Origin of the sequence: Erwinia sp. JH02, assembly GCF_013074405.1 — a bacterium.
GTDB classification, from domain to species: domain Bacteria; phylum Pseudomonadota; class Gammaproteobacteria; order Enterobacterales; family Enterobacteriaceae; genus Erwinia; species Erwinia rhapontici.
The window spans coordinates 227442-253512 of sequence record NZ_JABANZ010000007.1 but is presented as its reverse complement, the minus strand read 5'-3'; the positions used below and the strand labels follow the sequence as shown (position 1 = coordinate 253512).

Sequence of the window (26071 nt, the reverse complement as noted above, 5' to 3'; positions counted from 1 at the left end):
GCCGCTTCGGCTTCGGCACGGGCAGCCGCTTCGGCTTCGGCACGGGCAGCCGCTTCGGCTTCGGCGTTGTGAGCGTTTTCAGGGGCAGAGTCAGCGGCAGGGGGCACTTCCGCTGGCGTATCGGCAGAGGGCTGCGGTGATAACGTTTCTTTTACTTCATCCTGTGGCGTCTGTTCTTCGCGCCCCAGACCAAGCCAGGAAAAAAAGCCACGTTTTTTATTCTTTGCCATGGTGCAACCACACTCCTCGCGGGAAAACCGATCCGGTTCCGGTACGAAAATTAATCTGTTAATTAATCTCTTAGTCTAACACTTTCTGCCAAGCGCATCACAGCACCCTTTTTACGTTTCCTCCGCCCGGTTAGCCCGTTAAACTATGCAACAAATTATTAAGAGTTCAGCAAGATGAATAAGAAACCCCGCAGCGGCGCAGCAGGACAAATACGTATTATTGGTGGGCAGTGGCGCGGTCGTAAGCTGCCGGTTCCCGACAGCGCGGGCCTGCGCCCGACCACTGACCGGGTACGCGAAACCCTGTTCAACTGGCTGGCCGCTGATATTCAGCAGGCAAAATGCCTCGACTGCTATGCGGGGAGCGGTGCACTCGGTCTGGAAGCACTGTCACGCCATGCTGCCAGCGCCACATTGCTGGAGCTGGAGCGCCCGGTGGCACAGCAGCTGGAAAAAAACCTCGCGACCCTTGGAGCGAAGAGCGGACGCGTGGTCAATACCAACACCCTGCAATTTCTGGCGCAAAAAGGGGATGAACATCAGTTGGTCTTTATCGATCCACCGTTTCGTCAGGGACTGCTGGAGAAAACCACCCAGTTACTGGAGAGCAACGGCTGGCTGAGCGATGGCGCGCTGGTGTATGTTGAAAGTGAAGTGGAGCACGGCATCCCGCCCGTCCCGGTAAACTGGCAGCTTCACCGCGAGAAAATTGCCGGACAGGTAGCCTACCGCCTGTATATTCGTCACCGTGTTGACAAGGAGATTTCCAATGCTGATTAATGCAGGCCGCGTGCTGATGCTGTTCGTCTGGGCCTTTTTACTGCTTAACGTGGTACACCCGTTCCCGAAACCGCTCACGTACTTTGTTAACGTCGCGCTGTTTTTCATGGTGATTATGCATGGTCTGCAACTGGTGCTGATGCGCACCACTCAACCGAAAGGCGCAGAAAAACTGAGCGGCCTGATGCAGATTAAAGTGTTTTTCTTCGGGGTATTTGAACTGCTGGCCTGGCAAAAGAAGAATTTTCCTAAGCAGTAACCCACCGCGTTCCCTCATCAAGTTCGGAGTCTGTGTGCCGGAAAGATAATTTTCCGGCATCGCATCAGGGTGCTGTCTCAGGCACAAAACTGATAAAGCGTGAACCTTTGACCTTCAGCTCACCTTTACTGCCCTTATCGATCTGATGATAGTCCCCGGCAGTTAACTCCAGCTTAAAATCACCTGCCCCGTTTAACGGGTGGAACCAGGCTTCATAACGCATATCCTCTACCGGAATATGTTCGCGCTGGCGTGAACGGCGGTTCGGTGCCGGGTATTCTCGCTTGGATTTCACTTCCACCACCAGAGACCGTACCGGCGAAGCATCATTAACCGCCACTTCACGCCGCTGCTTAATAAATTGACGGGTTGCTAAGATGGCGATCACGGCCAGTACGATAAAAAAGATCAGAGGGGGCTTCATGTTTTCTTCATCCTCCTGAAGGTAAAAAGGTGAGTATGTGCATCGCGTGCGCAACAGGATACAACCGGAGACCTCTCATTGTCACATCACCCCCCCTTCACCTAGACTGAGTGAAGTTGCATCACTTTCATCTATAACAACAGGGACAATTTATGATTTGGTCATTCCTTGCGGTTCTTTTTTCCGGCTGGCTGTATGTTGATGCCTCCTATCGTGGCCCACAGTGGCAACGCTGGGTATTTAAACCCGTCACCATGTTGCTGCTGCTGGCCTGGGCGTGGCAGGCTCCGGTGCTGGCAACCACTGATTACCTGATTCTGCTGGGCGTACTGGCAACACTGGTGGGTGATGCGCTCACGTTACTGCCCACCAAACGTATGCTGTATGCCATCGGTGCTTTCTTCCTGTCGCACCTGCTTTATACCCTCTACTTCGCCAGCCAGATGACGCTCAGTGTGTTCTGGCCCATCCCATTAGTGCTGTTGATCGTCGGTGGCGTGGTAATCGCCACGATCTGGAGCCGTCTGGAAGAACTGCGCTGGCCGATCTGCACCTTTTTCGGTATGGCACTGCTGATGGTCTGGCTGGCGACGGAACGTTATTTTGTTCTGCCGTCCGAAGATGCCTTTACCCTGATGGCCGGAGCAATATTGCTGCTGCTGGGTAACATCGTCTGGTTAGTCAGCCATTATCGCCGCCGCTTTAGCGCTGACAGTGCGATTATCGCCGCCTGCTATTTCGGCGGTCACTTTATGATTGTGCGCGCCCTGTGGCTGTAATTTGTACCATACCCTAAATAATTCGAGTTTCAGGACTAAAAGGCTTTAGCCTTTTTGAACCGCGCAACGCGCTTCCCTCCTGGGGCGAGGCCAGGCCGAGTAACGCGGCAAGCCCGCAGGGTGAGCCTCACGGATGAGGCTCATAGTCTCCAGCAGCATAGATAACTATGTGACTGGAGTGAGCGGGTGCAGCCAACGCACCTGAGGCTCGAAGTATGACGGGTATAGCGCTTGACTCTGGAGTCCACTCCAGAGTGTAAGATGGGTATCGACGGGCATTGGTGCCCGCCGATACCTGTCAGGAGGCGTTATGCACCAGCACTCTTCATGTGGTTGTGGTCACCACCACGCCAGTCAACAGCACGGATGCAGCACCCGCCCGCGCCCCGTTATTCAAAAAATCACCGCTGTCAGCGCAGCCAGCGTTGATGCCCCCTGTTGTGAAGATGCAGCCTGCAGTTCGGGGAACGACCCCGATGATGAGGGCGACAGGCCCACTGGCGCTTTAAGCTTTAGCTGGCTGGTGACAGGGATGGACTGCCCGGCCTGCGCACGCAAGGTAGAAACCGCAGTAAAACAACTTCCTCAGGTAGCCATGGCGCGCGTGGTATTTTCCAGCGAAAAACTGCGGGTCGATGCCAGCAGCGATATCCGTGATGACGTTGAACGGGCAGTGGCTCGCGCCGGTTTTCAATTACAGCGCAGCGATGCTCCCACCGCACCTAAAGTTGAACAGAGTTTCTGGCAGGAGAATGTGAACCTGATTCTGCTGGCTGTACTGATGGCGATAAGTGCACTGCTGAGTAGCCTGAATCATCCGGCAGGCACGCTGGCCTTTACCCTGACCACACTGGTTGGCGTCTGGCCGATTGGCCGCAGCGCCCTGCGTCTGATGCGCAGCGGGTCGCCATTCAGCATTGAAACCCTGATGACCGTTGCGGCTCTCGGCGCACTGTTTATCGGCGCTACCGCAGAAGCGGCGATGGTACTGCTGTTGTTTATGCTGGGAGAGCGGCTGGAGTCCTTTGCCGCCGGGCGTGCACGCAAAGGTGTGACTGCGCTGATGGCACTCAAGCCGGATACAGCGCTACGCCTGCGTTCAGGTCTGCGTGAAAACGTGGCGGTGAACGCGTTACGCCCCGGAGATGTCATTGAGGTGGCCGCCGGTGCGCGGCTGCCCACCGATGCGAAACTGCTCAGTGCTTTTGCCAGCTTTGATGAAAGTGCCCTCACCGGGGAGTCAGTGCCGGTTGAACGCCAGAAAAATGAAACCATCGCCGCTGGTTGCCTGAGCGTGGATCGACTGGTGCAGCTGGAAGTAGTGTCCGAACCCGGTAAAAGTGCCATTGACCGCATTCTGCATCTGATTGAAGAAGCCGAAGAGCGGCGCGCGCCTATTGAACGTTTCCTCGACCGCTTCAGCCGTATCTACACCCCGGCCATTATTGCACTGTCGCTGGCAGTAGTACTGGTACCGCCGCTGTTTATGGGGGCTGAATGGCAACCGTGGATCTATAAAGGATTAACACTGCTGCTGATCGGTTGCCCGTGCGCGCTGGTGATTTCCACCCCGGCGGCGATTACCTCCGGGTTGGCTGCTGCGGCACGCCGGGGGGCATTAATTAAAGGCGGTGCGGCGCTGGAAAACCTGGGCAGCGTACGTACCATCGCCTTTGATAAAACCGGCACCCTGACCGAAGGCAAACCGCAGGTCACCGCTATTCTGCCGCTGGCCGCACTGGATGAGGATCAGTTACTGGCAACGGCTGCCGCCATTGAACAGGGTTCCTCCCACCCGCTGGCGCTGGCGATTGTGGCGGCGGCAACAGACCGACAGCTGACCATCCCTGGAGCCGAATCACAACGCGCCCTGGCGGGCAGCGGCGTGGAAGCCGTTGTGAGTGATCGCTTACTTTCCATCTGCGCACCATCAAAACTGCCTGAAGCGTTGCTGGCACCGCAGCGTGAGAACGTGGAAACCCTGGAAAACGCGGGCAATACCGTGGTGCTGATGCATGATGGCCAGCAGCTGCTGGGAATCATCGCGCTGCGCGATACGCTGCGTGCCGATGCCAAAGCTGCACTGGACGAGCTGAAGTCATTGGGCATCCAGGCCGTGATGCTGACGGGCGATAATCCGCGCGCGGCGGCGGCCATCGCCGCTGAGCTGAATATTGACTACCGCGCAGGCCTGTTACCGGAAGATAAAGTCGCGGCGGTCAGCCAGCTTAATCAGCAGCAGCCGGTAGCAATGGTCGGTGACGGCATTAATGATGCTCCGGCGATGAAGGCCGCTACCATCGGTATTGCAATGGGCAGCGGCAGTGATGTCGCACTGGAAACCGCCGATGCCGCACTGACCCATAACCGGCTTAATGGCCTGGCCGCGATGATCCGCCTGTCGCGCGCAACCCATACCAATATCCGCCAGAATGTGGCGTTGGCGCTGGGGCTGAAAGGGCTGTTCCTGGTGACGACGTTACTGGGGATAACGGGACTGTGGCTCGCGGTATTGGCAGACTCGGGGGCGACAGCGTTAGTGACCGCTAACGCACTGCGGTTGTTACGAAAGAAATAGCGGGGTAAACGTTGGGCGAGGCATGCCTCGCCCCTACGGAGTAATGCAACGTTCCGGGGGTATACCAGAGGCCAGGCATCCATCGCCACGACAGGATAGCGCAACGTACCGGATTGTCCCGGGTGTCGGGCATGCATCGCCCACTGGGATAGTGCCGGGTTGTCCCAGGGGTCGGGCATGCATCGCCCACTGGGATAGTGCCGGGTTGTCGTAGGGGTCGGGCATGCCCGACCCACACCTTACAATCCTTTCTTCAGCAAAAACTGATACGGCAGAACATCGGTGTTCTGAGCCACCAGCGTATGCTCCATAAAACGGCAGAAGCCAGGGATATCACGCGTGGTGGCCGGGTCATCAGCGATAATCAACAGGGTTTCACCGTCCTGCATATGGCGCACAGTCTTGCGCACCATCATCACCGGTTCCGGGCAGCGCAGGCCCAGCGCATCTAGGGTCTGATCGGGATTGGCGAAAAGGTCGCTCATGATATTCTCAGTCATTATGTTACGGACGGCGTCTATTTTAGCGCCAGTCGGTGCGTGTGCAAGGATTGCCTGCAACGATAACGTTTGCGTTAAAATTAACCATTGCATTAGCAGGTCAAAGCGGTAATATGCCGCGAATTCGCCTGAGCGAAACACAGACAAATTTTCATGGGTTCCCTCACCCCAATCTAAAAAGGCTTACAACAATGATCGCTTTTTCTACGCGTCAGCGCACCCATGCGCTGGTCTGGCTGTCTCTTTTCCATTTGCTGGTGATCACCTCCAGTAACTATCTGGTGCAGCTACCGGTCGCAATTTTTGGTTTGCACACCACCTGGGGTGCGTTCAGCTTCCCGTTTATCTTCCTGGCGACTGACCTGACGGTACGGATTTTCGGTGCCCCTCTGGCACGACGCATTATCCTCGCCGTGATGATCCCGGCGCTGTTTATCTCCTATACCATCTCCGCACTGTTTTATCAGGGCGAATGGCAGGGCTTCGCGGCGCTGGAAGAGATGAATCTGTTTGTTGCCCGCATCGCCTGCGCCAGCTTTATGGCCTATGCGCTCGGCCAGATCCTCGATATCCACGTGTTCAACCGCCTGCGCCAGAAAGCCGCCTGGTGGATGGCACCGGCGGCGGCGATGTTCCTCGGCAATATCAGCGATACCCTCGCTTTCTTCTTTATTGCCTTCTATAAAAGTCCTGACCTGTTTATGGCCACCCACTGGGTGGAGATCGCCCTGGTGGATTACAGCTTCAAGGTGCTCATCTGCATGGTGTTCTTCCTGCCGGCTTACGGCGTGCTGCTGAATGCCGCGCTGAAACGATTAGCAGAGAAATCCAATAGCACCCGCGTCAACTTCGGTTAATCTGAATTCAATAATCATTACTTACCCAAGTCATTCGAGCTGCAGCAAGGCGGCAAGGCTGTAAGTCCCTGGGAGCATAGATAACTATGTGACCAGGGCACACAGCCGCAGCCAACACAGCTGCAGCGTGAAGTACGACGGGTATAAGTTGCTTTTGAAGGCTGAATACGATTGTATAAGCACCTGATCTCTACGCGACCAATGTGAAAGGAACCCTGATGCGTAACTTACTGAAATATGCCGGAATCGCGCTGCTGGTAGCTGGACTGGCTGCCTGTGATGGCAAAAAAGATGAGAAAGCTGCCGCCGATGATAATGGCGTCAGCAGCAGTCAGTCCAATCAGAATGTCACTCTGATGGATGGCAAACTGAGCTTCACCCTGCCGGCAGGCATGTCTGACAAGAGCGGCAAGCTCGGCACTCAGGCGAACAATATGCACGTCTATGCGGATGAGTCAGGCCAGAAAGCGATCATCGTGATTGATGGTGAGAGCACGAACGAAGGTCTGGATGTGCTGGCAGGTCGTCTTGAAGCGCAGCAGCGTAATCGTGATGCACAGCTTCAGGTCGTGACCAACAAAGCCATTACCGTGAAAGGCCAGCCGTTACAGCAACTGGACACCGTGATCTCTGCCAATAACCAGTCTTCATGGTCTTCTGTGGTTCTGGGTAAAGTCGATGGCAAGCTGCTGACACTGCAGATCACGCTGCCTGCGGAAAACCAGCAGCAGGCACAAACCGAAGCGGAAAGCATTATCAGCACCATTCAGCTGAAATAATCTGATGGCATAAAAAAAGCCCCCCGCATCTCTGGTGCGGGGGGCTTTTTATTGGCCGTTACAGCCCGGCGTGTTCGCGAATATACTTACGCGCTTTAACTGCATACTCGAACGGATTAGCCAGCGCAGGGTCCTGCTCCGCTTCCACCACCATCCAGCCTTTGTAGCCGAAATCATCGAGAATTTTAAACACCGGATCGAAATCAATCACGCCATCACCCGGAACGGTGAAGGTGCCTTTCTTCACGCCATCAAGGAATGACAACTTCTGACTCTTCACCTGCGCCACAATCTCATCACGCACGTCTTTTAAGTGCACGTGGTTAATGCGCGGAAGGTATTTCGTCAGAATGGCCAGCATGGCTTCCTGGGATCCTTCAGAGTAGTAAGCGTGGCCGGTATCGAACAGCAGATAAACATCATCGTTGGTCTCGGCCATAAAGCGATCCACTTCAGCAGTGGTCTGAATACCGGTGCCCATATGGTGATGCAGGCCCACTGTCATGCCCTTCTCAGCCGCCAGTTTCGCCAGCTCGTTATAGCCTTCCACCGTCAGACGCCACTGTTCATCGGTAAAGTGAGGTTTCTCTTCCAGCACGGCTTTGGTGGTGCCCTGGATACTCAGGCTCTGCTCTGAACAGCCAATCACTTTTGCCCCCATCGCATGCAGGAAATCACGATGGTTGATGAATTCATCAATGGTTTTCGCTTTATCGCCGTTAGCAAAGAAGGTGCTGAACCAGGCATTGACGATCTCGATACCACGGATGTCCAGCATCGGCTTCAGCACCGCCGGATCGCGCGGGTACTTACTGCCCACTTCACTGCCTGTAAAACCTGCCAGCGCCATTTCACTGACGATCTGCTGGAAAGTATTCTCGCTACCCAGCTCAGGCATGTCATCGTTAGTCCAGCCGATCGGTGCAATAGCCAGTTTGACGTTATCTTTGTTCATGGTGTTACCTCAAAGGTTCACCGGGCGGCCACTGCCGCCCTGCTTTATTTTCTCAGCAGCTCACGCTCGATCAGTTCGCGTGTTTCCACTGCCTGACGATTCATTTTTTCCGGGTAACCGAACAGCGAAGAGGCAATAATTGACTCACCACCGACTTTGAACGTGCGGTTAGCAAAGTCCATATCGCGCAGCGTCTGGAACAGCGTCTGGAAATCGACTTCCCCTTCGCCCACACCCACGTGCTGGTGAATCGTGGCATCAACGCCAGGCGGGTTCACAATATAGCGGCAGTGTTTGGTGTGATTCATGGTGTCCGCGATCAGCACGTGCGACAGGTCGACACCGGAATATTCCAGCATGCTTTTCACATCCCCTTTCCCTTTGTCGTAGAAGAAGGTGTGCGGCACGCTGTAGAGATATTTGACATTCTCACTGCGAAACGATTTCACCATGTCGGCGGTTTCATTGCTCTCTTCGCAGAAATCCCACGGATGGGACTGGATTTCGATGCGGATGCCTTCACGTTCGACGATAGGCAGCAGCTCTTCCATCGAGCGATAGAACATCTCTTCACAGATTTCAGGTTCGTTCGGGTTACCAGAAAGCTCGGTATTAATCACCTGCACACCGGTTTCAACCGCGATCTCTATCATGCGTTTCCAGTTTCTGACGGCGGCCTGACGGCGCGCTTCGTCCGGACCGGACCAGCGGTACACAACGATATAAGAGGAGATTTCCAGCCCGGTCTCACGCAGCGCGTTTTTGTACTCGGTGATGATTTCACGGCTGGCTTTGGGATGTTTGTAGAACGGGTTGATCTGCGGATGCGGGGACTGCTCAATATATTTGTAGCCCCAGTCAGCCACCTGGTGAACCATTTTTGTGATGCCTAAATCTCGAATGACATCAACATCAAAGGCAATTTTCATCAGACTCTCCGTGATAAATCAGTACGCTGTTTTACGGTGATCCCCCGTCATGTCGACGGGGGTTAAGCGCGTCCGGCCTATAACCTGGCGATCAGTTATTGTAGAAAGCCGGGCGCTGCGGCAGTTCCACCGGCTCAATCGCACCGCTTTCCTGCGCTTTCAGGCAGGCATCGGCAGCGACAGAAGCAGCATAGCCGTCCCAGGCGGATGGCCCGGTCAGCTTGCCTGCGGTGGCGTCGTTAATAAATGCCTGTAATTCAACATCGTAGGCATCAATGAAACGGTCTTTCCAGTCGGTCAGGATAGACGTAGACAGTTTGGCGTCTTTACGCATTTGTACGGCGGATGGCTCTGGCAGTTTGGCGATACCTTCTTCACCCACTACTTCACACTGAATGTCATAACCGTAAGCACAGTTCACGAAGATCTCCACGTCGATTCGAATGCCCTTACGGGTTTCAAACAGCACCACCTGAGGATCACGCAGTTTAGCGTGGGTTTTCGACGTGGAACGTGGGAACACCACCTGCACCGATTTATAATCATCTTCGGTCAGCCAGCGCAGCACATCCAGCTCGTGGATCAGCGTATTGGTGATCGCCATATCGGTGGTATAGCTTTCCGGCACGGTGGGGTTACGGTGTGCGCAGTGCAGCATCAGCGGCTCACCGATTTCACCTTTGGTGATCACCTCTTTCAGCGCACGATAGCCGCTATCGTAGGGGCGCATAAAGCCAACCTGCACCAGACGTTTACCAAATTTGATTTCGGCATCAACGATGCGACGGCAACCTTCCGCGCTCATCGCCAGTGGCTTTTCACAGAATACCGGCTTACCGGCTTCAATCGCCGCCAGAGTGAACTCTTCGTGAGTCGGGTCCCAGGAGGTTACCAGCAGCGCATCAACGTTCGGTGATTTCACCACGTCATGGCCGTTGGCAAACACTTCCGCTTCAATACCAATGCGTGCCAGGGCCGCTTTGGCACCCTCGACGTTGATATCTGAAACCGCCACCACCTGCGCGCCCTGCAGTACTTTACTGCAACGACGGATATGTTCCTGGCCGATAGCGCCCGTTCCGATTACACCTAATTTTAATGTCATGACAGATCCTTACATGTAGGGGGATAAGAGCGGGCGAAATAAAAATGCCCGTTAAATAAACAACAAATGTTTATACCCAAAATAATTCTCGCTGCAGGAAGGCGGCAAGCCTGCGAATCCCCAGGAGCATAGATAACTATGTGACTGGGGTGAACAGGCGCAGCCAACGCACCTGCAGCGTGAAGAATGAAGGGTATAATTAATATTCACGCGCCTGGTCGATATGTTCGTTCAGCATCTGGGCCACGGCGTCTACGCGCTCTGATGTGGACACCTGGGCACCGCCTACGCGCCACCAGCTGAAGTATTTGTGGATCATGGTTTTTGGCAGAACTTTAATATCAATCAGCGTTGATACCGTCTGTTTCTGCGCATCAATCAGCGCCGCCTGCAACTGCTCCAGGGTGGTGACGCGATAGGTTTTACAGCCGTAGCCACCGGCGATAGCGGCGAAGTCGACCGGCACAAAGCCGCCGTTCAGTTTGCCGCCGTCGGCATTACGGAAACGGAACTCGGTAGTGAAGCTATCCATACCGTGCTCCATCTGCAGGTTGTTAATACAACCGTTAGTCATGTTATCCAGCAGGATCACGTTGATCTTCGCGCCTTCCTGGATCGAGGTCACCAGCTCGGAGTGCAGCATCATAAAGGAGCCATCACCCACCATCGTGAAGACCTCACGGTGCGGTTCGGCCAGCTTAACGCCCAGTGAAGCGCTGACCTCGTAGCCCATACAGGAATAGCCATACTCGACGTGATAGCTGTTGTAATCTTTGGTGCGCCACATACGTTGCAGGTCGCCCGGCAGACTGCCCGCTGCCGCGACAATCACTGAATCCTTTGGGAGGCGCTCATTGAGCGTACCCAGTACGCTGCTCTGAGTCAGGAAGGAGCCAGTCAGACGGTTAAACTCAGCCCATACCGCTTCGCGATCCATATGATCATCAATTTCCGGCACATAGTCGGTGCCGCTGTAGACGGAAGAATAAACACGCTGGGTTTCTTTCAGCAGTTTGCTCTGCGCCTGTGAGACTTTTTCGCCCCAGCCATTGCTGAAGCCGGTTGCCGCCAGACGGCTGTCGAGTGCGGTCAGGGCTTCCTGCGCATCAGCCACCACCTGAACAGCATCCAGCTTGTAGGCATCAAAGTTGCTGACGTTAATGTTGACGTAGCTGACGTCCGGATTCTGGAAAATCCATTTCGAGGCGGTAGTGAAGTCGGTGTAACGTGTACCGATACCAATCACCAGGTCCGCTTCTTTTGCCAGCAGGTTAGCCGCCAGGCAGCCTGTTTCGCCCACACCGCCAACGTTCAGCGGATGGTCAGAAACGATGGTGCCTTTGCCCGCCTGGGTTTCAGCGAAGGGAATGTTGTAGCGTTCAGCAAAGGCGCGCAATGCATCACCCGCGCCGGAGTATTTCACCCCGCCGCCACAGATGATCATCGGTTTTTTCTTACCGGCAATCAGTGCGATTGCATCAGCCAGCTGGCCTTCGGTGGGCAGGCGACGCTCCAGACGGTGGACGCGTTTCTGGAAGAAGTAGTCAGGGAAGTCATAGGCTTCACCCTGCACATCCTGCGGCAGTGAGATCGTAACCGCACCCGTGTCGGCCGGATCGGTCAACACACGCATGGCATTAATACAGGCGGTCATCAGCTGCTCCGGACGGCTGACGCGGTCCCAGTATTTGCTGACAGCGCGGAAAGCATCATTGGTGCTGATGCTCAGATCGTGACTTTGCTCAATCTGTTGCAGAACCGGGTCCGGCTGGCGGGTGGCAAACACATCACCAGGCAGCAGCAGCAAAGGAATACGGTTGGCGGTCGCGGTCGCGGCGGCTGTCACCATGTTCGCGGCACCCGGACCGACGGATGAGGTACAGGCGATAATTTCGCGGCGCAGTTTCTGTTTGGCAAAACCGATGGCCGCATGCGCCATGCCCTGCTCATTACGACCCTGGTAGACCACCAGATCGCCGCTATCCTGTTCCAGCGCCTGGCCTAAGCCCAGTACGTTACCGTGGCCGAAGATAGCGAAAATACCTTTAACAAATTTGGTTTCAACGCCGTCTACCGACAGATACTGGTTGTCCAGGAATCTGACCAGAGCCTGTGCTGTGGTTAATCTGATCTTGCCCATTTGCTCTTCCTTTCAGTATCGGTGGCCACATCATAAGGTCCACCGAGGTTCGCATTTGTGGTCGCCTTGGGATCAAAACGGCGACAGCTATAAGTGAAACGTGAGCCGATTATAAACAAATATTTTTTTCACTAAACACAATTACAGAAGAAACATTTCATTTTGCGAGTGAGATCAAATTCTGCGGTGCAACGGGGGTAAATGGGGTGATTTACATCGGGTAAATGAAACGATAACAATACCTTTACTTCCAAAAGAGAAAAATCGTTTCACTTCAATATGTTCCCTGATGCGCGTTAAGAAAGTTGAGAGGCCGCTCACATCTCTGTAATGCCGTGAAACGCCACTGCCCCACCGGGTAGCGAAATCCACGATGCAAGAGTTTTAACCTCCTCACACTTTTGGGGCAATAATTTCATTTCATATTGAATTTGGAATTTTTATTCCTCATACTTCGCTACATGTTAGATCCGGATGTGATCGGGCTGATGGCTCCGATCTGCTGGAAACGCTCAACAGCATCGGCACTACCCACAATCATTGACGTGGCAGTTAAACGGCAAGGAGGCAGGGTAAAAAACAGAGGAAACAACAGGTATGAGTACACAACAGAAGCCGCTCGATGTGATTTGTATCGGGCGCATCGCTGTCGACCTTTATGGCCAGCAAATCGGTGCGCGCCTTGAAGATGAGACCTCCTTTGCAAAGTATCTTGGTGGCTCCTCTGGCAATGTTGCTTATGGCACAGCGATTCAGGGTCTGAAATCTGCCATGCTGGCACGTGTCGGTGATGAACACATGGGCCGCTTCCTGCGCGAAGAGTTACAACGCGTGGGCTGTGATACCCAGAGCCTGATTACGGATAAAACCCGCCTGACCGGCCTGGTGATCCTCGGGATCAAAGATCAGGAAACCTTCCCGCTGGTGTTCTACCGCGATAACTGCGCCGATATGGGCCTGGTCCCGGATGATATCCAGGAAGATTACATCGCCTCATCGCGTGCCGTTGCCGTAACCGGTACGCACCTGTCACATCCTGATACCCGCGCCGCCGTGCTGAAAGCGCTGGATATTGCACGTCGTCATGGTCTGCGTACCGCACTGGACATCGACTACCGTCCGGTTCTGTGGGGCCTGACCTCACTGGGCGATGGCGAAACCCGCTTTGTGGAATCCGAGCGTGTCACGCAGCAATTGCAGGAAGTGCTGCACTATTTCGATCTGGTGGTGGGAACAGAAGAAGAGTTCCACATTGCGGGTGGCAGCACCGACAGCCTGACTGCGCTAAAAAATGTGCGTAAAGCAACAAAAGCCACGCTGGTGTGCAAACGTGGCCCGCTGGGTTGTGTGGTCTTTGAAGGCGAAATCCCGGACAGCTGGGAACAGACCAAACTGCAAACCGGCGTGCGCGTTGACGTGCTGAACGTACTCGGTGCAGGCGATGCCTTTATGTCTGGCCTGCTGCGCGGCTGGCTCAACGATGAAAGCTGGGAGCAGGCCTGCCGTTACGCGAATGCCTGCGGCGCGCTGGTTGTTTCCCGCCACGGCTGCGCCCCGGCCATGCCGACTAAAGAAGAGCTGGACGACTTCCTGAGCCGTGACAAAGACGTGAAACGTCCGGATCTCGACAGCCGCCTCAACCACCTGCACCGCGTGACCACCCGTAAGCAGCAGTGGAACGAACTGAACATTTTTGCCTTTGACCACCGTAAACAGCTGGCCGATATGGCAGCAGAAGCGGGCGTCAGTGATGCACGTATTCCCGACCTGAAGCTGCTGCTGTTACAGGGCGCGCAGGCTGCGGCGAAAGAAGCCGGTCTGGACGATGGCCGCTGCGGTATCCTGGCAGACACCACTTATGGTCAGCCCGCGCTAAATGCCATCACCGGTAAAGGCTGGTGGATTGGTCGCCCTATCGAATTACCCAGCTCACGTCCGCTGCGTCTGGAACACGGCAACATCGGTTCCCAGCTGATCGACTGGCCGCAGGAGCACGTGGTCAAATGTCTGACTTTCTATCATCCGAAAGACAGCGCAGAGATGCGTCAGGAACAGGATGCGCTGATCCTCGATGTGTGGAACGGCTGTAACAAGTCTGGTCATGAGCTGCTGCTGGAAGTGATCCTGCCGGAGAGCAACCCGGATAAAGATGAGAAATATTATCTGGAGATCCTCACCCATTTCTACAGCCTGGGCATTCAGCCTGACTGGTGGAAGCTGCCTCCGCTGTCACACGCCAGCTGGGAAGCCATCAGCGCGCTGATTGAAAAGCACGATCCACACTGCCGTGGCATTCTGCTGCTGGGCCTGGATGCACCGGAAGCTGAACTGAAAGCAGGCTTTGCTGCCGCCGCGAAATCACCGTGGGTGAAAGGCTTTGCCGTGGGTCGCACCATCTTCGGCCAGCCATCACGTCAGTGGTTGCAGGGTGAGCTGGATGATGCCGCACTGATTGAGAAGGTAAAAAGTAACTACCTGACGCTGATCGGCTACTGGCGTGAGGCGCGTCCGGCGAAATAAAACGCCGTACAGCCGTCCGTATATGTACGGTACGGCCATAAGGGTGACCTGGTACAGGGTCACCCTTTTTTTTTGAAACGAATTTATTATTTTGCGCGGCGCACGCAGAAGGTTACGATTTTGTGAACTGATTCCCAACCCTGATGAAATAGAAGCCGCTGCTTTCGTCATCAAGTGAAATTTTTTGTTCATCTGGTAGAATAACGCACAGAAGAACACTATTTTACTTTTTGCGAGCCGTTAATGACTAATAATCCGACCCAACTTTCTCTGTTGCAGGACGATATCCGTCGCCGCTACGACACTCTCAGTAAACGCCTGAAGCAGGTGGCTCGCTATATTCTTGATAACAGCAACAGCATCGCCTTTGATACCGTTGCCTCTATCGCTCAGCAGGCTGATGTCCCACCCTCTACGCTTATCCGCTTCTCAAATGCCTTTGGGTTTAGTGGTTTCAATGAAATGAAGCAGGTGTTCCGCCAGCATCTGATGGAAGAGACGGTCAACTACACCGAACGCGCACGTTTGTTCCGCCAGACCGCCACCGATGAAACGGCCAGCGCCCCGGAAAGCCCGGCTGAAATCCTCAATGTGTTCACCATGGTCAACTCGCAGGCGCTGCAACAGTTGGCGATGCAGGTCAATCCTGAGCAGCTGGAAAAAGCGGTGAAGATGCTGGATGAGGCTGACAACATTTACGTTATCGGTTTACGCCGTTCATTCAGCGTGGCGTCCTATCTGACTTACGCTCTGCGTCATCTGGAGCGCCGCGCGTTTCTGATCGACGGCCTGGGCGGTATGTTTGCCGAGCAGCTGAGCATGGTGAACCCGAAAGACGTGGTGATTGCCATCAGTTACTCACCGTATGCACGCGAAGCCGTTGAGCTGGTGGAGCTGGGTGCAAAACGTGGCGCACATCAGATCGCGATTACTGACAGCCAGGTCAGCCCACTCGCCGCCTTCAGTGATGTCTGTTTTGTGGTGCGTGAAGCGCAGGTGGATGGTTTCCGTTCCCAGGTCGCCTCGCTATGCCTGGCCCAGACGCTGGCCGTGTCGCTGGCACTGACCAACGTCGACCCGAATAAACCCCGCCCATAAAAAAACGGGTAGCCTGTGAGGGCCACCCGTTTTATCGCTCGTTTTAACATCAACCTTTTATTGCGCCATCGGGCGAGCCATGCCGCGCCCCTACGTCAATGGTGGTTTCGTAGGGGGCAGGCATGCCTGACCCCGCGACGATCGTCCATGCGGGATTATCCTTTGCGGGGATACTCATCGCTGTTCACCCAGGCATGATCTTTCTCCCAGGTAAATTTCCACAGACGCACCGGCCCGGCCATCACGTTCAGGTAATAGTTGTCATAACCTGCAACGGTCGACATCGGATGATAACCACGCGGAACGGTAACCACATCCTGATTGTAAGGCGCCATACAGACATCCAGCGAACGGTCGTCGGTATAAACACGCTGCATCGCGAAACCGCGATCCGGGTTGAAACGATGGTAATACGTCTCTTCCAGGTAGGTTTCATCAGGTGAATCTTCCTGATCGTGTTTATGGCTTGGGTACGAACTGGTATTCCCTTCGTCGGTATACACTTCCACCACCAGCAAGCTGTCCGCTGGCTTATCGTCAGGCAGAATGTTGTGTACCAGGCGTTTGTTATTCCCTTTACCACGCTGCTCAACACCGACATCTTCAGGCGCGATCAGACGTGCAGGCAGTTTGCCTTCCGTCGCCGGTGCACTGCACACCGCCAGCTCAAGGTCAGACTCTGCCACCACGACAACCTGTTCGTTGTGCGGAACATACACAGAGTAAGGGGGAGTGCGTTCAAACGGTGACATACGTTTGCCGATGTTCGGGAACTCAGCCTGACGGGTTTTCACGGAGGCAAGCCCTGCAACCAGCACCAGGCACAGCTCTTTGCTGCCGCTCTCAAGCGTCAGCGTCTGGCCCTTCTTCAACTGATATGCATCAAAACCAACATAGCGCCAGCCAGCGCTTTCCGGGGTGACGTGCTGGATACGGCCCTGCGCATCCGGCTGTTTTACTTTGGATAGCAATGACATACAGCCTCTCTGTTCACAGGGGCGAGGCGCACCTCGCCCATATTTAATTATCCCAGCGTAGGCATGCTGAACTCAGATACGGTTTTCTGACCGCTCGGCCAGCGTACGGTGGCCGTTTTCATGCGGGTGTAGAAGCGCACACCGTCCGGCCCGTGCACATTCAGTGCCCCAAACACGGAGCGTTTCCAGCCGCCGAAGCTGTGGAAGGCCATGGGTACCGGAACCGGTACGTTAACGCCAACCATGCCCGCCTGCACTTCACGTACGAAGTCGCGACCGGTATGACCATTGCTGGTGAAGATGGCGCTGCCGTTACCGAATTCGTGGCTGTTCACCAGGTCAAGTGCCGTTTTGTAGTCAGGCGCACGCACGATGCTCAGTACGGGTCCGAAGATCTCTTCACGCCAGATCACCATATCCGTGGTGACGTTATCGAACAGCGTACCACCAACGTAGTAGCCATCAGGATTGCCTTCCACCTGAATACCACGACCATCAACCACCAGTTTCGCGCCTTCTGCTTCACCTTTGTCGATGTAGCCCAGCACTTTCTTCTGGTGCGCAGCAGAAACAACCGGTCCCATTTCGTTTTCGTCTTTGCCTTTGTGAATGCCAGGGCCAACGCGCAGGGCTTTCACCAGCGGAGTCAGTGCAGCAATCAGTTTGTCTGCGGTGTCGTCGCCCACAGCAACCACAACCGGCAGTGCCATGCAGCGTTCACCGGCGGAGCCGAACGCGCCGCCCATGATGGCATTGACCGTCGCATCCAGATCGGCATCCGGCATCACGATAGCGTGGTTTTTCGCTGCGCCGAAGGCCTGCACACGTTTACCGTGGGCGCTGGCGGTGGTGTAGATGTGCTCGGCCACACCGGATGAACCGACGAAGCTCACAGCCTGAACGCGTGGATCTTTGTACAACTGCTCAGCATTTTCGTTCGAGCTGTGGATCACGTTGAACACGCCATCCGGCAGGCCGGCTTCGGTCAGCAGTTCAGCCATACGTACGGACGCTGACGGGTCAAGTGCCGGTGGCTTCAGCACGAAGGTATTACCGCAAGCCAGCGCAATCGGGAACATCCACAGTGGCACCATCGCCGGGAAGTTGAACGGGGTGATACCGGCCACAACGCCCAGTGGCTGCATCAGCGAGTAACTGTCAACGCCAGTACCAACATCAGCAGAGTTCTCACCTTTGATCAGGTGCGGGATACCGCAGGCAAACTCCACCACTTCCAGACCACGAGTCAGTTCACCCAGCGCATCTGACCAGACTTTACCGTGCTCACTGACGATCAACTCGGCCAGCTCATCACGATGCTCTTCCATCAGTGCTTTAAAGTTAAACAGAATACGGGCGCGGCGCAGTGGAGAAGTACGTGACCAGCTATCGAATGCTTCGTGTGCAACGGCAATCGCATTGGCGACTTCATCACTGGTGCTCTGCGTCAGTTCGCGCACCGGCTTACCGGTTGCCGGATCGTAAATCGGAATGGTTTCGTTGCTGGCGCTGAAAGAAGTTTTACCGCCAATAAAGTTTCCTACGATAGTCATGTGCTGGCCTCTTTGAAGTATGAGTTTCCCTCGCAGGCAGTCTGACGTCATACCGCTGCCTTGCCGGGCAAAACCTTGATTCGTGTTGAGACAGTATAATATTGAAATAAATTTTTCAAATATTTCACTTTAGAAAATTCGTTTTTAGCGGCCTGGATCGCATTTTTCAGGGGTAGAGCCCCGGCCATTTCACCCCGGGAATGGACACGGGTAAAAAAAGCCCTCAGCTCAGGCGGTGCGCGGAGCAGTCGTTTCAGGACAACGGTCACATAACGCCACGTTTGGCCCCACTAAAACGCCAGGATTACTCTGTATTTATGCTGGTTTTATCCGGTGTTGAGTGAAATTTTGCGAGACGGATCTAAAAATTTAAATTTCATTATTCACTATATATGAAATAAATGTTCTCTTATGGCCTGTGCATGACCACCGACCAGCCTCGGCGTTAACAAAAATGGCTGGCGGTACGCCCTGACGTGTCGGGTGGCAGAAAGGCAACCCTTGCCATGCCGCTTGAACGCATGACAGGGATGAACTTTTTACCTTCCTACCCTACTCAACAGGAGCCACACGATGGCTATCGATCCAACCCGTTTTTGTATTAACCGTAAAATTGCACCTGCCCTCAGCATCGAGGCATTTTTCCAACTAGTGCAAAAGCTGGGCCTGCATAAAGTTGAACTGCGTAACGATATGAAAGGCGGCAGCGTCACAGACAACCTGAGCCACCAGCAGGTTCGCGATCTGGCAGAAAAGTATGGCCTGGACATTGTCACCATCAACGCACTGTATCCGTTTAACCAGATCAGTGATGACCTGCTGGCCCGTGCCGAAAGTCTGCTGAAAGACGCACAGGGCATTGGGGCGAAAGCGCTGGTCATGTGCCCACTTAATGACGGCACAAAAATTTCAGCCGAAGACACGCAGAAGGCACTGAGCACGCTGGCCCCGTTGTTTGCGCGCTACGGCGTGGAAGGCCTGGTTGAGCCACTGGGCTTCCCGGTGAGTTCACTGCGCTCCGCAGGCCAGGCACAGCAGTTGATTCAACAGGCGGGGGTGCCGTTCAAAATGGTGCTGGATACCTTCCACCACCATCTGTATGAAGGCGCTGAGCAGGACTTTGCCAACGGCATTGATGTGAACCAGATTGGCCTGGTGCATCTGTCTGGTGTCATCGATGGCCGCCCGGTGAACGAGCTGACTGATGAAGAGCGTCTGATGCTGAGTGAGGATGACCTGCTGAAAAGCGTCTGGCAGGTGCAGCGCCTTGAAGAACGGGGCTACACAGGTGTTTACGCCTTCGAGCCATTTGCTTCAGTAATGGATAACTGGAGTGCGGCGGATATCGAACGTGAGATCCGCCAGAGCATTGCATTGTTGCAGAATTAATCAACGGGAGTCGCATTGACAGCGGGCGAGGCATGCCTCGGCCCTACGGGATTCCACGCTGTCGTAGGGGTCGGGCATGCCCGACCCGACAGGCGGCAAATATCTTCATCTTATCTGTGTCATTTGACAACGACCCCTTCGGGGGTCGCTTTTTTCAGCCGCAACGTGGCCACCATCGCCAGACAAACCAGCAGCCCACTCAGCAGATAGATAATCGGCACACCCGCGTAGCTCATCACCAGGCCTGCCAGCGGTCCGGTAATGCCCAGCGCCAGATCCATAAACGCCGTATAGGTTGCCAGCGCACTGCCCTGATTTTGTGGCGGCACCACTTTTACCGCCACCACGCCAATCGCCGGGAACACCAGTGAGAACCCGGCTCCGGTCAGCAACGCACCGACACGTGCCAGCCACGGATCCCACGCCCCCCAGACCATAAACAGGCCGATGGCTTCCACCGCAAAACAGACCAGCGCCACATTCAGCCCGCCGTGGCGGGCAATGGCATTGGGGAACAGTAGCCGGGTACATACAAAGGCCACGCTGAACAACGTCAGCGCAAAGGCCGCGCCATCCCACCCTTTATCCTGATAAAACAGCGTGATAAAGGTCGCAATAACGCCAAAACCCACCGATCCCATTGCCAGCAGCAGGCCAAAACTCCAGATGCGGCCGAGCACAGCGCGGAATGGCAGTGGCTTGCCTTTATTGCTTTTCACCGGGGCTCGTGGTAACGCCAGAAGAATACCCACCAGCGCAATCGCCGTGATAATCCCTGCCAGCAGCATCAGGCCGCCCCAGTGATAAATAGCCACACCAAGCGGTGCGCCAATCGCCATCGCCCCGTAGGTGAAAATCCCGTTCCAGGAGATCACCCGGCCAATATGCAGCGATCCCACCACCCCAACCCCCCACAAGGTTGAGCCGGTCCCGGCAAAGCTCTGTCCAACGCCAAGTATCAGCCGGCCTGCACACAGCAGCAGCAGGCTCAGCAACGGCAGCCCACTGTTCAACGCCGCCAGCAGGTAGCAAATCCCGCTGATAAAGCAGCCGCACAGGCCAACAATCACCACTTTTTTCGGGCCCCACAGGTCGGCATAGCGCCCGGCATGGGGACGACTCAACAGCGTGGTGAAGTATTGCAGGCTGATCACCAGCCCCGCCCAGAAGGCGCTGTAGCCCATCACATCGTGGACATAGCCAGGCAGCACAGCCAGCGGTAAACCGATGGTCATATAGCTGGCGAAATTGAACATCACTACGGAGAAAATACGCAGATTTAAGCGAAAGCCACTTAGCGATATGGCTCCGACGGGCTGCTCAGACATGAAAATCCTGCTCGCAGGGAAAAATGGATGAAATGCCACTATACGCGAAATAGCAGAACCGGTAGCTAGCGCTGGCGTCTTTCTTCCGCCATAAATCCGTCATACAGCCTCCCTATACTTCCCCGCACAAAGTCCCAAAGAGGATAACAAGATGACCTGTTCCCCCACTTCCGTCACGCTGGAAGGCATCCACTATGCCTTCGGCACGCAGACGGTGCTCAACCATCTCGACCTTCATATCGAGGCGGGCAGCATTGTCGCCCTGCTTGGCCCCTCCGGCTGCGGCAAAAGTACCCTTCTGAAACTGCTGGCCGGATTGCTGCAACCGCAGCAGGGCACGCTGCAATTTGGCGAACGCCTGATTGCCAGCCCGGGCCACTGCCTGCCCCCTGAACAACGCGACATCGGCATGGTCTTTCAGGATTACGCCCTGTGGCCGCATATGAGCGTGGCGCAGAACGTTGCCTTTCCCCTGCTGATGCGCCGGGTTGCTGCGCGCGAACGCGATGAGCGGGTAATGGCCGCCCTGCAACGCGTTGGGCTGGCGGATTTCGCCGGGCGTAAACCCGCCGATCTCTCCGGGGGGCAGCAGCAGCGCGTAGCGCTGGCGCGGGCGATTATCGCGGAACCGAAGATTCTGCTGTTCGATGAACCGCTCTCCAATCTTGATCGCGATTTACGTGAATCTCTGTGTCGCGAGATGGCCAGTCTGTTGCGCCAGCTCGGTACGACCGCCGTGTATGTCACCCACGATCGCAGCGAAGCCGAAATGCTGGCTGACCGTATCGTCTGGCTGTCTGCCGGGTCCGTTTCTGCACTTCAAACCGTTACGTCACTCTCTGGGGAACTCGCATGACCTTGTTAAACTCGATGAAAAAAGGAGCACTTTTCGCGATGCTGTTATCTTCCGGCATGATAATGAATGACGCACAGGCGCTGACGGTTTACACCGCCGGGCCGGGATCGCTGGCGAAAAGCCTCGCGGCGGGCTTTGAGAAACAGAGCGGCGTGAAGGTCAATATTTTCCAGGCCACCACCGGCAAGGTCATGGCACGACTGGAGGCCGAACAGGCGAATCCTCAGGCCGACATCCTGATCTCCGCCTCCTGGGATACGGCCGAAGAGCTTGAGAAGCGTGAGTGGCTGCTGCCCTATCAAAGCCCGAATGCCGAAAAGGTGCCCGCCGCGTTCAAAACCGATGCGTATGTGGCACAGGGCATTTCAGCGCTGGGGATTGTCTGGAATACCAAAAGCGGCACCCCGGAGCCGAAAGAGTGGAACGACCTGACCAGTGCAGCCTTTAAAGACCGCGTAACCACCCCCGATCCCTCGCTCTCCGGTGCCTCGCTTGACCTGCTTATCGGCCTGCAAAACAGCATGGGCGACCGGGCCTGGCAGCTGTTCAGTCAGTTGAAGATGAACGGGATGGTGATTGCCGGGCCTAACGCTCAGGCGCTGACCCCGGTGTTACAGGGCGCAAAAGCCGCCGTCTTTGGCGCAGTGGATTACGTTTCCTATAACAGCATTCAGGAGGGTGAAGCGATCAAAGTGATCTTCCCGGCCAGCGGTACGGTGGTGGCACCACGTCCGATGATGATCCTGAAAAGTACGCAGCACGCGGCGGATGCCAAAGCCTTTATCGACTATGTGCTGTCGGAAGAGGGGCAACAGAAAGTGGCCGATGCCTGGTTAATGCCCGCACGTTCTGACGTCGGCGCAAAACGCCCACTGCTCAGTGACCTGAACATTCTGCCAGCCCAAAGCGGTGGTAACGCCGACCGTGGCTCCGTCCTGCAACGCTTTGGCACACTGTTCAGCCATCCTTAATTCTCCCCGGGCGGCGCCTCTGCGTCGCCCCGCAGGAACCCACAATGACCTCTCGTTTACTTCCGCTGCTGACCGTGGCGCTGCTGCTTATTCTGGTCGCTCTGCCGCTGTTGTTTATTCTGCTACAGGCGCTGTTTCCCGCGCTGGCACAGGGATCGCTGGCCGGTGCCTTTACCCCGATCCCGACGCTGCTGGCCGATCCGCAGTTGCCCGCGCTACTCAGCGGTACGCTGAAAACCGGCCTGAGCGTAGCGTTGCTCAGTGCGCTGGTCGGCATTCCTCTCGGCACGCTGCGCGGGCTGTTTCATTTGCCGCTGGCGCGTATCTGGGATCTGCTGCTGCTGATCCCGTTCCTGACTCCACCCTATATTTCTGCCCTCAGCTGGATGCTGGCGCTGCAACATAACGGCTATCTGTATCAGGCGATCGGTCTCGATCTCAACGATCTACTGTTCAGTCAGGGCGGCATTACGCTGGTGATGACGCTGAATATTTTCCCGGTGGTCTACTTTGCCGTATCGCGCAGTCTGCTGGCGAGCGGACAGCAGCTGGCCATCGTGGCACGGGTACATGGCGCCAGCGCATGGCGGGCTTTCTGGCACATTACCCTACCCATGCTGCTGCCTGCGCTGGCCGCCGGCATCCTGCTGGCCTTTACTCTGGCGATTGAGGAGTATGGCGTTCCCGCCGCGCTCGGTTCACGTGCGGGGGTGGTGATGTTGACCGTTGGTATTGAGGAGCGCCTGGCAGACTGGCCGATAGACCTGCCGGGATCGTCGCTGCTCTCCATGCTGCTGGTGATGGTGGCGCTGGCGGCGTTCGCTTTGCAGAAGAAGCTGGTCGGCAACAAAGATGTCACCAGTATTAACGGCAAGCCCGCGCAGAACAGCGGCATTTCGCTCGGTGCCTGGCGCGCACCGGTGCTGCTGCTGTTTTGCCTGATGGCGTTACTGATGGTGGTGCTCCCGATGAGCTCCATGCTGCTGACGTCACTGCTTTCCACGCTATCCGGCGGGATGCATCTCAGCAATCTGACGCTACGCCATTTCGCGGCGCTGTTTGCGCTACAGGGTGATGCCCTGACGGCGCTCTCCACCAGCCTCGGCCTGGCGCTCGGCGCGGCAGTGATCACCGGGTTGTTAGGTTTTCTGGCGGCCTGGTTGGTGGTGGTACGGCGTATTCGCGGTGCTGCGCTGATCGATGCGTTGTCTCTGCTCCCGGCCGCGCTGCCGGGCGTGGTGGTCGGCGTTGGGCTGATCCTGCTATGGAATCAGCCGTTCTGGCCGCTGACACCCTATAACAGCTGGCCGATCCTGTTGCTCTCCTACTGTTGCCTGCTGCTGCCCTGGCCGGTGCGCTATGTCAGCAGCGCGCTCAAACAACTGGGCAGCAACCTGGAGCCGGCAGCGCGTGTGCACGGCGCCAGCGCCTGGGCAGCATTGCGCCATATCGTGCTGCCGCTGGTGTTCCCCAGCCTGCTGGCCGCAATGCTGATGGTGTTTGCCATCGCCTCGCGCGAGCTGGTGACGTCGCTGCTGCTGGCCCCGGCGGGCACCCAGACAGTATCGGTCTTTATCTGGCGTCAGTTCGAGCAGGGTTCCGTGGGTCAGGGAATGGCGATGGCCAGCATTGCGATGGGCACCGGGCTGGCGTTGATGCTCACTGCGTTGGCGATCCTGCAACGACGCGAGCGCGGATAAATCCGGGTCGGGCGTGCCCGACCCCTACGAAACACCCGCGTGCCCGACCCCGACCCAACACCTGCATACCTTTCCATTGTCACCGGGTCGGGCGTGCCCGCCCCCCTACGAAACACCCGCGTGCCCGACCCCGACAAAACTTCATTGCCGTAGGGGCGAGGCATGCCTCGCCCGTTACCAACGGAAAAACACGACCATTCCTAAAGTGAATGGCTGTCGCGCCAGAGCCGCTACACTTGCTGCGCATATTGTCAAAACGGAGACGCAATGAAGTCATTGCCGCAGGAGAAGATCGGGCAAAATATTTTGCTAAAACTGGCTACGCTGGTGGTAATTCTGGGCGGCATCAAGCTGTCGGCAGAGATCGTGGTGCCGTTCCTGATGGCGCTGTTTTTCGCCATCGTGCTGAACCCGCTGGTGAGCTGGCTGATGCGGCGAAAAATGCGCCGTGGTGTTGCTATCAGTCTGGTCGTGGTGGTGGTGCTGATTGGGCTGGCGCTGCTGATCGCCATGATTGCCGGGTCATTGCAGGAGTTTGGCGAAGTCTACCCACAGCTTCAGGCGCAGGCGGAGCAAAAACTGGCCCTGGTGCAACACGTTGCCGCCCGTTTTCATATCATGATTTCCCCTGAGTCGCTGGCACAGCGGCTGGACCCGAATGCAGTGATGGATGTCGCCACCACCATGCTGGGGCAGTTTTCCGGGGCAATGGCGCAGATCGTTCTGGTGATGATGACGGTGATTTTTATGCTGTTTGAGGTTCATCATCTGCCGTACAAGCTACGTTACGCGCTGGTCAATCCGCAGATCCGTATTGCCGGCATGCATAAGGCGCTGAAGGGGGTCACCCACTATCTGGCACTGAAAACGCTGATCAGTCTGGCAACGGGTGTGCTGGTCTGGCTGGCGCTGCTGGCCCTGGGGGTGAAGTTCGCGCTGCTGTGGGGTGTGGTCGCTTTCGTGCTGAACTTTGTGCCTAATATCGGGCCCGTGATTGCCGGTATCCCCCCCGTGTTGCAGGCGCTGTTGCTGAACACGCCGCTGGAAGCCGGGCTGGTCGCGGCACTGTTTATCGCCATTCATATGCTGCTGGGCAATCTGCTGGAACCCAGAGTGATGGGACGCGGGCTGGGGCTGTCGAGTCTGGTGGTGTTCTTGTCGCTGATATTCTGGGGCTGGCTGCTCGGCCCGGTGGGAATGCTACTCTCTGTCCCACTGACCAGCGTCTGTAAAATTCTGATGGAAACCACCCCCGGCGGCGGCAAGCTGGCTATCCTGTTGGGGAATGGGCGCAAATCAATTTAATCCTCACGGGTCGGGCATGCCCGACCCCTACAAAAACCCTACTGGCCGATATGCCAATC

At 55.9% G+C, this 26071-nt stretch carries 22 protein-coding genes and 1 pseudogene; 13 read left to right on the top strand and 10 right to left on the bottom strand.

Annotated features, from left to right (window positions below):
• Positions 1–230, bottom strand: a pseudogene (locus HHI26_RS18775) (signal recognition particle-docking protein FtsY); the annotation flags it as partial.
• 174 nt (positions 231–404) lie between these two features.
• Between HHI26_RS18775 and rsmD the strand changes: the two are divergent.
• Both rsmD and HHI26_RS18765 read left to right on the top strand, forming a co-directional pair.
• Positions 405–1010 (top strand): 16S rRNA (guanine(966)-N(2))-methyltransferase, encoded by a 606-nt coding sequence (gene rsmD / locus HHI26_RS18770; protein ID WP_133844251.1) that lies wholly within the window; start codon positions 405–407, stop codon positions 1008–1010.
• Entirely contained in the window at positions 1000–1269 is a 270-nt protein-coding gene (locus HHI26_RS18765) for a DUF1145 family protein (RefSeq protein WP_133844253.1), read from the top strand. Before rsmD ends, HHI26_RS18765 begins: the two co-directional genes overlap by 11 nt.
• A gap of 64 nt (positions 1270–1333) precedes the next feature.
• On the opposite strand, the gene HHI26_RS18760 is transcribed toward HHI26_RS18765, so the two are convergent.
• Positions 1334–1693, bottom strand: a complete 360-nt coding sequence (locus HHI26_RS18760; RefSeq protein ID WP_133844255.1) for a DUF2500 domain-containing protein — start codon at positions 1691–1693, stop codon at positions 1334–1336.
• 152 nt (positions 1694–1845) lie between these two features.
• Between HHI26_RS18760 and HHI26_RS18755 the strand changes: the two genes are divergently transcribed.
• Positions 1846–2472: a lysoplasmalogenase gene (locus HHI26_RS18755; RefSeq protein WP_133844257.1), complete on the top strand. Its 627-nt coding sequence runs from the start codon at positions 1846–1848 to the stop codon at positions 2470–2472.
• A gap of 310 nt (positions 2473–2782) precedes the next feature.
• A complete protein-coding gene (locus HHI26_RS18750; protein WP_159337807.1) occupies positions 2783–5050 on the top strand; it encodes a zinc/cadmium/mercury/lead-transporting ATPase in 2268 nt (755 codons plus the stop codon).
• A gap of 239 nt (positions 5051–5289) precedes the next feature.
• Here the strand turns inward: HHI26_RS18750 and tusA are convergent, their stop codons facing one another.
• Complete coding sequence (gene tusA, locus HHI26_RS18745) at positions 5290–5535, bottom strand: sulfurtransferase TusA (RefSeq protein ID WP_133844261.1); 246 nt, start codon at positions 5533–5535, stop codon at positions 5290–5292.
• 206 nt (positions 5536–5741) lie between these two features.
• Here tusA and HHI26_RS18740 point away from each other — a divergent pair, with 206 nt between their 5' ends.
• The gene (locus HHI26_RS18740) at positions 5742–6407 is read left to right on the top strand and encodes a 7-cyano-7-deazaguanine/7-aminomethyl-7-deazaguanine transporter (RefSeq protein ID WP_133844263.1); all 666 of its coding nucleotides are present in this window, start codon (positions 5742–5744) and stop codon (positions 6405–6407) included.
• Positions 6408–6625: 218 nt separating this feature from the next.
• Positions 6626–7186 carry a DcrB family lipoprotein gene (locus HHI26_RS18735; RefSeq protein ID WP_133844265.1) on the top strand — a complete coding sequence of 187 codons (561 nt, stop codon included), beginning with the start codon at positions 6626–6628 and terminating at the stop codon, positions 7184–7186.
• Positions 7187–7244: 58 nt separating this feature from the next.
• On the opposite strand, the gene iolE is transcribed toward HHI26_RS18735, so the two are convergent.
• From iolE to iolD, 4 genes are all read right to left on the bottom strand, one after another.
• Complete coding sequence (gene iolE, locus HHI26_RS18730; RefSeq protein WP_133844267.1) at positions 7245–8141, bottom strand: myo-inosose-2 dehydratase; 897 nt, start codon at positions 8139–8141, stop codon at positions 7245–7247.
• A gap of 44 nt (positions 8142–8185) precedes the next feature.
• Positions 8186–9070: a sugar phosphate isomerase/epimerase gene (locus HHI26_RS18725; RefSeq protein ID WP_133844269.1), complete on the bottom strand. Its 885-nt coding sequence runs from the start codon at positions 9068–9070 to the stop codon at positions 8186–8188.
• A gap of 91 nt (positions 9071–9161) precedes the next feature.
• Positions 9162–10175 carry a Gfo/Idh/MocA family oxidoreductase gene (locus tag HHI26_RS18720; protein WP_167864248.1) on the bottom strand — a complete coding sequence of 338 codons (1014 nt, stop codon included), beginning with the start codon at positions 10173–10175 and terminating at the stop codon, positions 9162–9164.
• A gap of 199 nt (positions 10176–10374) precedes the next feature.
• Positions 10375–12315 (bottom strand): 3D-(3,5/4)-trihydroxycyclohexane-1,2-dione acylhydrolase (decyclizing), encoded by a 1941-nt coding sequence (iolD, locus tag HHI26_RS18715; protein ID WP_159337803.1) that lies wholly within the window; start codon positions 12313–12315, stop codon positions 10375–10377.
• Positions 12316–12912: 597 nt separating this feature from the next.
• Between iolD and iolC the strand changes: the two genes are divergently transcribed.
• Both iolC and HHI26_RS18705 read left to right on the top strand, forming a co-directional pair.
• Positions 12913–14835, top strand: coding sequence for a 5-dehydro-2-deoxygluconokinase (gene iolC, locus HHI26_RS18710; protein WP_167864246.1), 1923 nt, complete (start codon positions 12913–12915; stop codon positions 14833–14835).
• Between the two features lie 243 nt (positions 14836–15078).
• A complete protein-coding gene (locus tag HHI26_RS18705; protein ID WP_159337799.1) occupies positions 15079–15933 on the top strand; it encodes a MurR/RpiR family transcriptional regulator in 855 nt (284 codons plus the stop codon).
• 155 nt (positions 15934–16088) lie between these two features.
• Here the strand turns inward: HHI26_RS18705 and iolB are convergent, their stop codons facing one another.
• Complete coding sequence (gene iolB, locus HHI26_RS18700) at positions 16089–16910, bottom strand: 5-deoxy-glucuronate isomerase (RefSeq protein WP_133844279.1); 822 nt, start codon at positions 16908–16910, stop codon at positions 16089–16091.
• 47 nt (positions 16911–16957) lie between these two features.
• Positions 16958–18463 carry a CoA-acylating methylmalonate-semialdehyde dehydrogenase gene (locus HHI26_RS18695; RefSeq protein WP_133844282.1) on the bottom strand — a complete coding sequence of 502 codons (1506 nt, stop codon included), beginning with the start codon at positions 18461–18463 and terminating at the stop codon, positions 16958–16960.
• Between the two features lie 573 nt (positions 18464–19036).
• Here HHI26_RS18695 and HHI26_RS18690 point away from each other — a divergent pair.
• Positions 19037–19852 carry a TIM barrel protein gene (locus HHI26_RS18690; protein WP_133844285.1) on the top strand — a complete coding sequence of 272 codons (816 nt, stop codon included), beginning with the start codon at positions 19037–19039 and terminating at the stop codon, positions 19850–19852.
• Between the two features lie 119 nt (positions 19853–19971).
• On the opposite strand, the gene HHI26_RS18685 is transcribed toward HHI26_RS18690, so the two are convergent.
• The gene (locus tag HHI26_RS18685; protein ID WP_133844287.1) at positions 19972–21180 is read right to left on the bottom strand and encodes an MFS transporter; all 1209 of its coding nucleotides are present in this window, start codon (positions 21178–21180) and stop codon (positions 19972–19974) included.
• A gap of 151 nt (positions 21181–21331) precedes the next feature.
• Here HHI26_RS18685 and HHI26_RS18680 point away from each other — a divergent pair, with 151 nt between their 5' ends.
• From HHI26_RS18680 to HHI26_RS18665, 4 genes are all read left to right on the top strand, one after another.
• A complete protein-coding gene (locus HHI26_RS18680; protein ID WP_133844289.1) occupies positions 21332–22036 on the top strand; it encodes an ABC transporter ATP-binding protein in 705 nt (234 codons plus the stop codon).
• Positions 22033–23007, top strand: coding sequence for an ABC transporter substrate-binding protein (locus HHI26_RS18675; RefSeq protein WP_133844292.1), 975 nt, complete (start codon positions 22033–22035; stop codon positions 23005–23007). The genes HHI26_RS18680 and HHI26_RS18675 overlap by 4 nt, the downstream gene beginning before the upstream one ends.
• A gap of 44 nt (positions 23008–23051) precedes the next feature.
• Positions 23052–24707: an iron ABC transporter permease gene (locus tag HHI26_RS18670; RefSeq protein WP_133844294.1), complete on the top strand. Its 1656-nt coding sequence runs from the start codon at positions 23052–23054 to the stop codon at positions 24705–24707.
• A gap of 267 nt (positions 24708–24974) precedes the next feature.
• A complete protein-coding gene (locus HHI26_RS18665) occupies positions 24975–26012 on the top strand; it encodes an AI-2E family transporter (RefSeq protein ID WP_133844297.1) in 1038 nt (345 codons plus the stop codon).
• The last annotated feature ends 59 nt before the right edge of the window (positions 26013–26071 follow it).